Source organism: Burkholderia sp. HI2761, from assembly GCF_002223355.1.
Taxonomy (GTDB): domain Bacteria; phylum Pseudomonadota; class Gammaproteobacteria; order Burkholderiales; family Burkholderiaceae; genus Burkholderia.
Map to the genome: position 1 here is coordinate 387,243 of NZ_NKFN01000008.1, position 13,610 is coordinate 400,852.

Below are 13,610 nucleotides of genomic sequence, written 5' to 3' on the forward strand. Positions count from 1 at the left end.
CCTAAAAAATATGACCCTCATCTTCCAATATTACGGCCATCGTCAGGATGAATCGTCCCTAAATTAATGTTTCCATTTGGAAGAACAAAGCTTCGAACGTTGTAGTTTATGCCGTCCACGGTCATGCCAAAGCTAGTGCCCCCCACGAAGCCGGGCGACAAAGCAATCCCAATCGCCGCCCCAGAAACCGCGTTAACTCTATCCGCCCCTACACGATCGATATAATGACTCTGATTAGTAATAACCCCCGCAACTAGTTCCCCTTCCCCGAAAGTGGTCCCAGTCATACCGGTCGGATCCGCACGATTTGCGGGATTGTTCCCTACATATGCATACAGATTCTGGTCATCTTGATAGCCTACCGGATCGATCTGAAAAAAACGTCCCGCCCCCGGCGAATAAAACCTCGCTTTATAGTAGTACAGGGCTAGCGAACCAATGAACTGCTGCCCCGTGTACCGGAAACGAATACCACTCGTCGCGTTCGGCTCGCCAAACGGGCCGTACGTATAGGCCGCCGTCTTGGCTCCCGCTGCATTGGCCGTCGCGACAATGCTACCAAGATGATCCGTGTACAACCAACTCTTGTTCGAAGTCCCCGAACCCTCGTACCAGACGAGCGGGTTGTCAACGTCCAAGCCATGAAGGTAGCGCCTCAGGATATTGCCTGACGAATCGTATTCGGCAACGAGTCGTGTCCCGTCGTAGAGCATATTGGTAGTAATACTTCCGAAAAGCCCGTTCGGCTCGACGGTCTGCCTCAGGCGCCCGTCCGCATCGTAGGATAGACCGACCGTCGAAAACAAACCGGTGCTTCCGGAGACGAGGCGATTGTCGAGATCGTAGCTGTAGGTCCAGCCGCCATAGCTCGTCACGTTCCCGTTGTTGTCGTACCCGACAGAGCCTCCAGCAGCAGTCGTGTAACGATTCAGGCCATCCGCGGTAAAGCTCTGACTGCCGGTCGTTCCACCACTCCACTGATATGCGAGGTTACTCGGTGTGACGCTACTCACGTCCAGAACTTGATTTCGTGCATATGTGAACTGCACCTGATCGCTAGGCGCAGTCAGTAGGTTGGTCAGCGTCGCGAGGCCGCCTTGATTGTCGTACCCGCGTTGAACCGACGTTCCGTTTCCGAAAGAGAGCGTAACTGCCCGGCTCAGGTCGTCGTAGGTGTACGTCGCTAGTGCGGTGCTTCCGTTCTCCTTGATCACGCTCGGCCGATTCAGCGCATCGTAGCTAGTAGTCGTGTTGAACCCATCTGGCCATGTCGTCTGTGTCCGGTTTCCTGCGGCATCGTACTGGAAACTGAGTGTCCTTCCACCCGCGGTCGTGTTGAGCAACCGACCCGCATTGTCCCAGGCATAGGACACTGCGTAGCTGCCATTCGCGTACTGCGACGCGGTGCGTAGTCCGCGCAGGTCATAACCGAACTGAACATTGTTTGCACTGTTCGGATAGCTACGTGCGGTCAAGCGATTCAGGTTGTCCCAAGTCTGGGTGATCGTGTCTCCGCTACGTTTGCGGATGGTGACCACGTTGCCGTTCGGATCGTAGGTGTACCCGTCGTAATCATTGCTGTTCGCCGAGCCCGGTGAGTTGGGCATTGGGTAGTACCGGTTCGTCAGGCGATCGAATCCGTTGTATGCATAGACGGTCAGATTATTCTTCGCGTCAGCACTCAAATTGAGCTTACCGTTCGGCGTATAGGTGTACTGCACATAGTTTTGCTGTTGCGCCGTGCCAGTCGCCTTCTGGATCGTGTTGATGGAGTCGTCAACGTTGTACACCGTCGTCGTGACTCTGTTCCCGCCATCTGCAGCCGCGAGATACTGGGTTTGCTGATATGGCCGATCGAGATCGTCATACGCGGTGTCCGTGATCGGCACCGGAGCAGCCTCGGATGGGCAGGTTGTCGCCGATGCAGTCAACGAAGGCCCCCATGCCCGGATAACCTTTCCGGTCGCGCTGTACCGCGAACAATTTGTTAACCATTGAGCGCCGATCTGCCGGGCGACAGCAATCGGCCGGCCGTCTGCGTCATAGGTGGTTTGAGATTGCTTCCCAAGCGCATCCGTGACGACGCTCGGGCGTCGTTCACTATCATAGCTCGTCGTAATCGTATCGATCACGTCAGTGCGCGGTCCGTCAACCACTGTCAGGTTGCCGATGTCGTCGTAGGTGTAGGTTGTTGTGAGATTCAGCGTCCCAGTGCCGGCGTCGACTGTCGTGGTCGCGGGTACTTCATGGTGCGCCCAATCATAGGTCCTCGTTGTCGCGGTGGTATTGGATGCGCTCGTCTTTACCGTTGTCTTCGCCAGCAGATACATCGTGGGAAAGCCCGTAGGTGTCCACGAGTAATAATCGTAGGCGGTCCACGGCGCTACCCCGCTCGCGTCAACTGGCGAGGTTACGGTCGCGATGTCGCCCCAGGGGGCGTAGGTGTACGTCGTGGTATTGCTTCGCGCATCGGTTTCTGTTGCAACTTTGTTGTATGCACTCTCGTAGGTGAAGCTTCGAACAAGTGGTGCGAGACCAGAACCGGGCGGTGCGAACTGCGTGATCGACTTCACATTTTGCGTACAACGCTTTTCGGTGCTCGCGCACGTTGCATCGTCGTAGGTGTACGAAAACCCATTGCCCTGTGGCAGCGTCTTGGTGATCAACCGTCCCTGCCCGTCATAGGCGAATTGGGTGACGTTGAATAGGGGGTCCGCTTGCTGTAACACATTCCCAAGCACATCAAGATAGCTGAGCCTCGTGATACCACCCGGTGCTAATTCAACAGCTCGCGATCCGGCGAAGTAGTAGCTGTACGTTTTGCCACGCGCATTCGTCTGGGTCTGGACTCGTCCCAGGCTGTCATAGACATTTGTGACGCCCGCGGCGGACGGGAAGCTTGGGTAAAAGATTTGCGTCATCTGACCTGGCAACCCATAGCCGTAGGTCGTACTCTTCGACATCGTGTCGGTGAAGGTCGTCAGATTGCCATTCGTGTCGTAGCCATATTGGACGGTTCGAGCACCGTCGGAGACCTGGCTGATCCGTCCGTTCGTGTAGCTGAAATTTAGCGTGCGCCAGAAGCCGTTGCTCACGCTGGTCAGGTTGTTTCCGGAATAGCTGTAGTTGACCTGCGTACCGTTCCCGTCCTTGTAGGTATCGATGTTCCCCGACGAGTTGAAGTGAATCGCATTGTGGTGAACAGTATCGTAGCTGTACGTCCCATCCCCGTTCAGTATCAGTTTCGACGAATTTCCAGGGGGCGGGTTGTAGCTGCCGTCCGGCAACTTCACGAACACCTCGCCATTCAGACCTTGTGTAACGATCACGGTATTGTTGATCAGCTGATCACCGAACCACCGCTGCCCCAGAGTCGCAATGACCATCTTCTCAATAGGATGTGACGAATCCGCAAGCAAATCCACCGACGCCTTCATCTCGACCAACGCAGCTACTGCATCGAGTGCAGAATCTTCGCCCATCCCCTGATAACCGTCCGAATTTACTTTCGCGGTCACATTGAAATTGTGTGCCCAGCCCTTCCCCAGAACACTGTCCTGATTCTTGGCGCTCGAACTGTACATGCGTCTGAAGGTGAGGCGTTGCGGAAAGGCCCCCACCCCTGACGAAAGGTCATCTCGGTTGTACGTAAAATTACCGGCCACTAGACCGATCGGGTCGCCGACGTAATTGAGTGGCTCGCCTTGGAGGGGCGCCCCAATTTGGATGGCGCCATTATTGAGCACAGTGACCGGAAGGTTGTACATCGAGAGCGGAAACGGCGCCGCGAGCAGCGCCAGCGGGGAAAGCGTGGACAGATATTGACCGAGGGTCATGAACCCACCGGCGAGGTTTCCTTTGATCATCGAGCCCAAAATGTTTGGGCCAAGAAAATAGTAACCCGCACCGGTCCAACTATTCTCAGTAATATCGCAGTGTTGCGGCAATATCAGGTTGTATCCGGCAGCGAGGTAGTTACTGAATGTTCCGAAATATGCGCTGCAATTCACGAGATTCGGCTGTACCGCGCTCGCGTAGTTTGCTGAGGTCGCGTTGTAAATTGGCTGCCCAGCAGCTGCCGCCAGATCAATGAGTTTCACTGTCGAAGCGGCCGAGATAGTGCTGACCTGCTGAACTACGGTCGATTCGAGGATGCTTGAATGCATCCCCGATTGATACAACGCAAGCGGCTCCTTCGTCGAGTCTCCGGCAACGTTGGCGAGCCCAACCAACCCGCCCGGCAAATCAACGTAGGAGGACGCGCCGGTATAACCGGCTACGCCGACATCGTGATATAGCAAGATCGAGGTGCCAGAAAGGCGTTCGCTCAAGTAGTAGGCCTGCGAAGTCTGGCCGAGCCACTGAGCGGCAAGCAGGGCCAACGTGGTACCCCCGACCGCGTCCGATGTATCAGGGACGCCGGATGCTCGCAAATTGCCAAGTGACGTTTGGAAGAAGTTCGCGAGGCCGCGACTAGTTGGTCCCCATGCATCGGAAATCGCAAAGACATTCCCCGGTTTCGCGACGATCGTCTGCGTGACGGTCTGGTCAGCGCCTGTTGTTCCGAACGCATTATGGGTAACGACCATCGTGAGGGTCGTGTTCGAGCCAACAGTCGGCGCGATTCCGGGACTGCCAACAGCGTTACCATCCAAACTGAGGATTGGCTGATTCGACGCGTTATACGTAATAGTTAGACGATGCCCATAGATTGCATCGGACGTATATGTTTGGTCTATCCCTTGATACTGGATCCTCAGTGTCACCTTCATTGACGTCGGAACGTCTGTAACATCCCGCAAAGGGTATGCAGTATTCTGCAGAGGGGGCGCCGTATAGTGCGGAATCGCGCCGTAGAGCAGATCGATCGATTTGCCACTCACCACATCATCGATTGTGGCCGTTGGCATGTTCGCGCGCAGATACGCCGCAAGGTTGTTGGCGTATGTTGTGAGGTTATTCCGGATGTTTGTCCGATTGAGATTCTGGACGTAATTGGCGGTGATCGTCGCACCACTCGTGGCGGAACTGAGATACGCGGCCGCGTTGTACCCGGTCGTACTCGCGCTGGCGAGATCGATACCCGTCTTGAACGTGTGAGTCTTGAAGCTGGGATCGAAGTAATAGGACGTACCGTTGATGACCGTTTTCACCCAGACATGGCCAACGGACACATCGACGAGTGCCGACGTGTTGCCTGGGCATTGTCCTGGATTCACCGCTGTCGTCGCATAGACGGGGATTCCACCCACACCCAACAGGTGGATGGCCGCACAGACATTCGACGTGTCAATGCCGTAAAGGGAATTGAGCTGAGCCGCGGTGTACTTGATCACACCTGTCGTGAAACTTGCGGTGTAACCGGATGCTCGCAGGAGGTCGACCATCAGCATGGCTTGATCGTAGACCGTCCCGTAGTTGTCCAATACGGTGCCGAACGAGCCTTTCTGGGTACCGTAGATCGGATAGACCTCGGCATTGTTGTGGACGTACTGATAGATGACGTCCGGGTTGTAATTCAGAGCACGCGCCAGCTCAGCGATCGACGCCGGACCTTGAGGACTCGCGTTTCCACCGGCGCTCAAGGCATGCGTCTTGGTGTCGCGTGTTGAGGGAGAAACGGTCTTCGTTTCTATCGCTGCGCCTTGATTGACTGTGGGTGAAAGTACGACTCGCCTGCGAGATTGCTCCCAATCCTCGCCCGAAATCGGGAACAAGTTAGCGGCATTTCTCCCAGGTCCCTTCATGTTGGCGAGAGCCGAAAGGCGTTCTGCCGAATACGCGATCGCGGGCTTCCCGCTCGAGAAGGTCACCGGTTGCCCCACCCCGGTGGAAGATGGTTCTTTTCCAACGTAGTGCTTTCCGGCCTTCGCAGTTGGTTGCACGCCCAACATCCTCTCGGCTGGCGTCTTTTTGGCGACCGGTGGCAAGGCAGATTGCATTGGGGCAGCGAGGCTATGAGGTCCCGTCACCATTAGACCGCTCAGAAGGACGACACCGACCGAAGTACGGAAAACGACGCGCAGCAACCTGGACATTGCATCCCCTCGACAAAAACCATCACTTCGGATTACGAAATAGATAGATTCGACGCATGCGATTCGTGCGCTGCGCGACGACGCAATAGGACGCTATGGGGATGTGGTGGAGACAGACGTACGGTTACCCGCTGCGTCGTAGTTGTAGATAACTGTTGTGGTACTGGACCCGTTATTGAAAACGGCCTTTGTCAATCGGCCCAGTGGATCATATGTGTAGCTGATGGAACCGGAGGTTGCGACAGCGCTGACACCAATCAGCGCCAGAGCCATAGCTCCTCGGATGAAAGAGTGCGCTACTCCCCTGCCCTGGCGACGGCCAAGCTGGAATTTCGGATGACGCATGTTGCCCCCGGATGCACCTGTCGTACTGATAGGTCACAAAGTGCACAAGGCAAAAAAATGACAGTTTCCCTACGCCTATTTTGCACTTCGGCTCTCACAAGCTCTTATTCTGAAACATTTTGAAATAAACATATCAAAGCATTGCGTTCCCCGATACCTAGGGTATACGCGCGCCCAATTGAAGACCTCGATCGATATCAATTCCTATAGCCATGCGAGGAGCGTGCAAGTTCCGCGTCGCCGTGTGGCCCATGCGATCGATTGAGTTTTTTCAAACCCTCTAAGCTGCTGCAGGACGCGCGACGTCATGGCGTCCAGGTGCTGTCCGTCGACGTGAACGTGACCAAGGGGGCCCCACGATCGAAGGGCTGACCGTATCGGAGCCAGTGCGGCTTAGCTTCTCGCTGCTGCTGGGCATGCGCGAAGCCGTGGCCCGCACACGCCGCGCGACCGTTCGTCGACGTCGCAGATCTCGCGCGCCGAGCCCAGCCCGACCGGCACGACCTGCAGGTGCATGCGCGCGCTAACGCGCTACGCTCGCTCGCCAGTGGCAATCGGCGTGCCGCGCTCTGGCTGGCGGCCGCCGCAGTGCCCGATCGGGATCTGCTGCGCGGCGCCGAGCGCGACGACGCGGTGCCGGCGCTGCCGCAGGCTTCCGAAGGCAAAGAGATCGTGACCGACTACAACGCGATTGGCTTCACGCTCGGCCGGCACCCGCTGGCGCTACTGGGCGATCGCCTGGCGCTCGATCGTCTGCAGTCAGCTGAGTAGCTCGCGACCCTGTGGAGCGGGCAACTCGCGCGTGCATGCGGTCTGGTCACGGTGCGGCAACGGCCGGCCACGGTCAACGACATAACGTTTCCGCATCGAAGCACACTCAACATAGGGGTGCAAGCGCATCGGATATGCAAACAAGCGAACGGCGCTTCAACGAGGACGAGGGCTCGCCCGTGTATCCGATTTTATGAAAGCGGAGACGACGTAATATCGCGTCGCGCTTCATTCGGATCGGCAGATCTATTACTTGGGCTGCGCCTACCCGACGCATTTGGGAGTCGTCGGCGTTGCCTAGTACCGCCTGCCGCTAAGGAAAGCGCTCCCGAGGAAAATCACAGTTCCACGTTAAATCGATACAAAGCCGCAGGCGTATCTACCATCACCTGCCGGAAGCCGGCCTCGTCCGGCAGCAGCGTCGCCAGATACCGGTACGCGAGCGTATCGTCGACGGCCTTCTCGTATCCGACATGCGGCCAGTCGCTGCCCCACACGAGCCGCTGCGTACCGAACGCGTCGCGCAGCGCGCGCATCGCCGTCAGCCCGGACGCCTGCCAGCGGTCGGGGCGGTCGTTCCGGTAGGCGCCCGACACCTTGACCCAGACGCGCTTGCTTGCCGCCGTCGTCAACAGATAGCGGAAGCCGGGATCGTCGATCCCGAGCCGCGGATCGGGCCGGCCGAAATGGTCGAGCGAGACGTCGACGCCCGCATCGAGTAGCGGCGGCATCAGCCCCGGCAATCGAGCGGCCTCCGCATGCAGCTCGACTTGCCAGCCATGCGCGCGCAGCAGCGGAAACAGCGCGCGCCACGCCGCACCCGCGAAATCCGGATCGCGTTCGCCGATCAGGTTCAGCCGGATGCCGCGCACGCCGAGCGGCGTCCATGCGGCAACCTGCTCCGCATCGCGCGCGGGATCGATCACGACGATGCCGCGCAAACGGGCGGGTTGCGCGCGCAGCGCGGCAAGCAGATAGCGGTTGTCGGTGCCCAGAAAGCTCGGCTGGATCAGCACGCCATTCGACATGCCGTGCCGGTCGAGCATCGCGAGGTACTGGTCGAGCGACGCGTCGTACGTGATCGTGTAGCGATGGCCCGGCACGAGCGGCAGCGACTTCAGGAACACGTGCGCGTGCGCGTCGACACCGGTAACCGTCCGCCGATCCGGCGTCGTGCCGGCGCATCCGCCCAGCACTTCGGCCATTGCGATGCCGGCGAGTGCGCGGTTGAACGACCGCCTCGAAATCATGGGTGTCTCCTGGTTTTTTTTCGATTGAGGGTGAACGGCGCGGCCCCGCCGGTCGCGAGGCGGCACATCAGCCTACATCGTGCGCGCGACGAGGAATATCGGGACGAACGACAGCACCGTCGACAGCGCGACAACGAACGCCATCAGCCGATGGTTGCCGCCGTACTGCGTGGACAGCACGTACGAGTTGCTCGCGCACGGCAGCACCGAATAGAGCAGGATCAGGTTCCCGGACAACGGCGTCACGGCGAATGCCTTGGTCGCGGTCAGCGCGAGCAGCGGAAAGCCGACCAGCCGGATCGCGGTGGTCACGAGCCCCGCGCGCACGAGTGCCGCCTCCTTGCGCGGCAGCGGCAGTCGCAGCGCGGCACCCACGCAGATCAGGCTCAACGGCAGCGCGGCGCCGCCGAGCACGTCGACGGTCTGGTCCACGGCGGCGGGCAGACGCCAGCCGGTCAGGTTCAGCACGATCCCGAACGCGCTCGCGACGATCAGCGGATTCGCCGCCACCTTGCCGACGATCCGCACGAGCCCGCGGCCGCCGGTCTGGCCATGCTCGAACGACAACAGCACGAGCGTATTCGAGATCGCGACCATGTACGCGACGACGACCGCCGCGATCCCGTAGTCCGCGCGGCTCAGTAGCCCCGACGCGACCGACAGGAAGATGTAGCTGTTGAAGCGGATCGAGCCCTGGACGATCGACGTGAACGACGCGTGCGGCACCGCACACCATCGGCAGCCGAGCACGACGGCGGCCAGCACCGCGAGCGTGAGCCCCGTCAGCAGCACGATCGTCGATTTCGACGACGCGTCGAGCGGGCCGGCCAGACCGATTGAATGCACGAGGAAGGCGGGAAACAGCACGTAGTGGGTGAGCTTTTCGGCGGACGGCCAGAATGCCGCATCGACCAGCGCGAGGCGGCGCACGGCGATGCCGATGCAGATCAGGGCAAAGGCGGGTGCGACGGCGACCCAGGCGAGTTCGGTATGCATGGCTGGAAGGATTCGGTGAGGGAAGCAGCAGGTTTATCTGCCCCGCTGCAAAGCGGTGGCTCGGGTGCGGTCGTCGCGGCATCGGGTTCGAACGGCAGCCCGACGGCGGCGAGCGCCTCGTACGCGAGGGCCGGCGCGAAGCGCACGCCGGAGCCCGACGCGCCGGCCACCGCGCAGCCATCGGGGCCGATCGGCGCGACGCGCGGATTGCGGTCGGCCGTGTACCCGTCGACCGCCGTACGCGCGGCGAGATGCGCATCGCGCAGGCCCGGGAAATGACGGTCGAGTAGCGCGTGCGCGTGCGCGCGCTCATCGGCGCTCGGCGCGACGCGCGCGCCGGCGGCGCAGCCCCACGCGTGCGACGTGATGCTCAACAGCCAGCCGCGCCGCGCATGTACCGGGGCGAGAAAGGCCTGCGCGTCGGGCAGGTAGACGACCGGCGCATCCGCCGGCGGCGGCCAGCCGCGGCCGTCGACATCGAACGCGACGATCTTCTTCGTGACGATGTCGATTCCCGCGTCGACGCCGGCTTCGCCGTCGATGGCGGGCCACGGGCCGCTGGCGCGGATCAGCCGGTCGGCGCGCAGCGTCACGCCGTGGGCGACGACGGTCCAGCCGCCGGGATCGTGCGTCACGTGCGTGACCGGCACATCGAAGCGCTCGACCGCGTGTGCGCCCGTCAGGTAGTGCGCGACCAGCCGCGGCACGTCGACCAGCCACGCGCGGCCGCCGCGCCACAGGCGCGCGCCGGCCGGCAGCGCGCCGAGCGGTGTGGCGCCGGGGTCCGGCCGATCATCGGCTACCGGCGGCACGAGCAACGGGCCGCCCGCGTCGGGTGCGGACGCGACGAAGGCGAACGGCGCGGCACGCACGCAGCATCCGGCCTGCGCCCATGCACCGTAGTACGCGTGCGCGACCAGCGATCGCGCGCGACGCTCGCCGCTGCCGCAGAACGGCGTAACCACGCCGGCCGACAGCGCCGTGGCCGTCTGCACGGCCGGCCGCGCATCGAAAACGGCGATGCGCAGCGCGCCCGCATGCCGGGCCGCGACGTGCGCGATCGTCGCCCCCGTCACGCCTGCGCCGATGATCGCGAGATCAAACCGCATCGGCCTGCCACCAGACGGTGCTGATCACGAGCGGCGTCGCGCCGTCGTTCTGCACCTGGTGCGAGCGGTGCGATTCGAAATACAACACGTCGCCGGCCCGCACGCGCACGGGTTCGCCGTCGTAGGTCAGCCGGCCGCTGCCCTGCGCGATCATCCAGCATTCGCGTACCGCGTGAACATCCAGCCGCGACGTGCAGTTCGGCTCGACCGTAAACAGGCCGCCGCGAAACGGAATCTCGCCATCGCCGAGCCCGGCGAAATCGGCCTGGCGCAACACGACGCCCGGCACATGCGACTCCGGCGCCAACGCGTCGACGTGCGGAAACTTACGCGCGTTCATCGTGCACCTCCGCGCCGACGAGGCCCAGTTCCGCGAGAATCGCGTCGCGGTCGCGATCGAGCGCCGGCGCCGCCCGGCGCGTGGCCGGGTCGGGGCAGCCCGAAATCTTGATCGGCGTCCCGACGAGCCGGTACGGACCGACGTCGGGATCGTCGACGTCGATCAGCATGTTGCGCGCGGCCGTCTGCGGATGAACGACAGCCTGGTCGACCCGGTTGATCGGGCCGGCCGGCAGGCCCGCGCGCGCGAACCGTTCGCACCAGGCCGCGACTCCGTGCGCCGCCAGCAGCCCGTTGAGCGTGCGTTCGAGTTCGGCCTCGTGATCCTTGCGCGCCTCGCTGCCCGCGAAGCGCGGGTCGGCCGCGAGCGCCGGCACGCCGAGCGCGTCGCACAGCAGCCGGAACAGCTTGTCGTTGCCGGCCGCGATGATGAGCGGGCCGTCCGCCGCGCGGTAGACGCCGAACGGCGGGGCGATCGCCGGCCGATAGCTGCCGACCGGCCCCGTGACCTCGCCGGTCGCGAAGTAACGGCCGATGAAATATTCCATCAGCGCGAGCTGGCAGTCGAACATGCCGATGTCGACCTTCGAGCCCAGCCCGGTGCGCCCGCGCCGCACGAGCGCCATCAGCAGCCCGGTCGTCAGGAACAGGCCGGCCGCCAGGTCGCCGATCGACGGCCCGACCCGCACGGGCATACGCCCGGGCTCGCCCGTCACGCTCATGATCCCGCCGAGCCCCTGGACGATCATGTCGTACGCACGGTGATCGCGAAACGGGCCGGTATGGCCGAAGCCCGACGCGCTGCCGTAGATCAGGCGCGGGAAACGCGCGTGCAGCGTGTCCCAGTCGTAGCCGATGCGCGCCATCGTACCGGGCCGGAAATTCTCGGTGACGACGTCGGCCTTTTCGAGCAGCGCGTCGAGCACGCGGCGATCGGACGGATCCTTCAGATCGAGCGCGATGCTCTCCTTGCCGCGGTTGAGCGACGCGAAATACGCGGACTTGCCGCCGTACCACGGGCCGTACGCGCGTGCATCATCGCCGGTCGACGGCCGTTCGACCTTGATCACGCGCGCGCCGTGATCAGCCAGCAACATCGTGCAGAACGGGCCGGCCAGCACGCGCGTCAGGTCGACGATCAGCAATCCTTCGAGTGCGCCTTCCATCATGCGACCTCCCGCATGCCGGGCGGCAGGACCGCCGCCAGATCTCCCGGCGTAATCGGGTCGAAGTTCGCCAGCGGCGTGACGACCGGCGACGACAATCGTGCGAAGTCGCCCGCGTTCGGCTCGCCGCGCAACCCGAGCGCCCGCCACGCGGTCTGCGCGAGCGCCGGCATCAGCGGCCAGGCGAGCAGCGCGAAACCCTTGGTCCAGCCGTACAGGTCGCCGGCCGCGCGCGCGCCGTCGAAGCGCGCGCTCCAGCGCTCGACGATGCCGGCCATCGCCGTCGGGTCGAACGTCGCGAACTCCATCGCTCGCCGCGCGTCGCGCCATGCCGCCTCCGCTGCCCGTACCGTCTCGTCGGTCGGCACCCGCGCGGCAAGCGGTCCGCCGATTGCCTCGGCCACATGCCGCCGCACCGTCGCGTACGGCCCGTTCACGAACCGGCAGAACGCATCGCGGTCGAAGTCCGTGCGCCCGGCAACCGGATTGGTCGACGCGACGAAGCCCCGCACCGCATCGGCCGGCACGCGCGTGCGCGCCGCGAGATCCTCGACCCAGATCGCCCAACGCAGGCTCGTCGAGAACTTGCGCCCTTCCAGCGTGTAGAAATGATTGATCACGAAACGGTCGAACGGCTTCGACACGCCGTCGGCCATCGCCATCGCCTGGATGCCGACCAGATGCGACACGCAGTTGTCGATCCCGAAGCCGTTGACGGTGATCACGTCCGAATCGCGATCGAACGGGTTGGCGCGCAGCCCGTGCCTGCGCGCGTAGAGATCGCCGACGAAGCGGATCGCGCCGAACAGCAGCCCGTGCCCGAACAGCGTACGCGGGTCGCCGTCCAGCACATACGGCAACCCCCAGCCGGCATGGCTCGTCAGGCGGAAACGCGCGCCGTCGCGCGCCAGATGGCGGCGCGCGATATCGACGAACACCGGCGCGGTCTCGGTGCCCACCAGTTGCGCGACCAGCGCGGCCGGGTCCGCGATGTCGAAGAACAGGTTGTCCTGCTCGCGCATCGCGAGCGGCTCGCCCCAGCGTGCCGACGGTTCGCGCACGTCTTCCGGCTGGAAATGCGCGCCGCAGTCCTCGCAGAAGAATCCCGACACGTCGCGCGCGCACTGCGGGCAATGGCCCAGCAGAAAACTGCCGGTCACGTATGCGTCGCGCGCGGCCGAATACGGCATGCGTTCGCGCACCGTCGACACGCGCCGTTGCGCGGCCAGCCGTGCGACGAGCCCGTCATGCGCGGTGAGGTACGCGTCGTGATGCGCATCGCCGAGCGGATCGACGAACAGGTCGACGTCGATGTTCATGTTGGCGAGATCGTCGACGATGCCAGCGCAGCTCTGCCGCGCGAGCGCCGCCGCGTTGATGCCGGCCTGCCCGGCGCGCAGCGGGATGTAGGAATCGTACGGGTCGCTCGCGCATGCGATGCGCGCGACCTCGCCGCGGCTGCGCAGATGGCGCGCAAGCATGTCGAGCCGCAGGTACGGGCCCGCGATATGACCGAGGTGCAGGCGCCCGTTCGGCGCCGGCATCGCGGGGACGAGCAGATAATGGCGCGGGTCGCGGATCGTGTCGATCGGCATG

At 62.7% G+C, this 13,610-nt stretch carries 7 protein-coding genes and 1 pseudogene; 1 reads left to right on the forward strand and 7 read right to left on the reverse strand.

What is annotated here, in order from left to right; all coding sequences use genetic code 11:
- Window positions 1–17: 17 nt before the first annotated feature.
- Window positions 18–6,038, reverse strand: a complete 6,021-nt coding sequence (locus tag CFB46_RS31730) for an RHS repeat-associated core domain-containing protein (protein ID WP_051421434.1) — start codon at window positions 6,036–6,038, stop codon at window positions 18–20.
- A gap of 606 nt (window positions 6,039–6,644) precedes the next feature.
- Here CFB46_RS31730 and CFB46_RS36805 point away from each other — a divergent pair.
- A pseudogene (locus CFB46_RS36805) lies at window positions 6,645–7,244 on the forward strand (helix-hairpin-helix domain-containing protein); the annotation flags it as partial.
- Window positions 7,245–7,492: 248 nt separating this feature from the next.
- On the opposite strand, the gene CFB46_RS31745 reads toward CFB46_RS36805, so the two are convergent.
- From CFB46_RS31745 to CFB46_RS31770, 6 genes are all read right to left on the reverse strand, one after another.
- A complete protein-coding gene (locus tag CFB46_RS31745) occupies window positions 7,493–8,404 on the reverse strand; it encodes an amidohydrolase family protein (protein WP_027786205.1) in 912 nt (303 codons plus the stop codon).
- 72 nt (window positions 8,405–8,476) lie between these two features.
- Complete coding sequence (locus tag CFB46_RS31750) at window positions 8,477–9,400, reverse strand: AEC family transporter (protein WP_027786206.1); 924 nt, start codon at window positions 9,398–9,400, stop codon at window positions 8,477–8,479.
- Entirely contained in the window at window positions 9,352–10,509 is a 1,158-nt protein-coding gene (locus CFB46_RS31755; protein ID WP_027786207.1) for an NAD(P)/FAD-dependent oxidoreductase, read from the reverse strand. The genes CFB46_RS31750 and CFB46_RS31755 overlap by 49 nt, the downstream gene beginning before the upstream one ends.
- Window positions 10,499–10,849 (reverse strand): cupin domain-containing protein, encoded by a 351-nt coding sequence (locus CFB46_RS31760; RefSeq protein WP_051421435.1) that lies wholly within the window; start codon window positions 10,847–10,849, stop codon window positions 10,499–10,501. The genes CFB46_RS31755 and CFB46_RS31760 overlap by 11 nt, the downstream gene beginning before the upstream one ends.
- Window positions 10,836–12,017, reverse strand: coding sequence for a CaiB/BaiF CoA transferase family protein (locus tag CFB46_RS31765; RefSeq protein ID WP_027786208.1), 1,182 nt, complete (start codon window positions 12,015–12,017; stop codon window positions 10,836–10,838). The genes CFB46_RS31760 and CFB46_RS31765 overlap by 14 nt, the downstream gene beginning before the upstream one ends.
- The gene (locus CFB46_RS31770; RefSeq protein ID WP_027786209.1) at window positions 12,014–13,609 is read right to left on the reverse strand and encodes a methionine--tRNA ligase; all 1,596 of its coding nucleotides are present in this window, start codon (window positions 13,607–13,609) and stop codon (window positions 12,014–12,016) included. Before CFB46_RS31770 ends, CFB46_RS31765 begins: the two co-directional genes overlap by 4 nt.
- Window position 13,610: the final 1 nt, after the last annotated feature.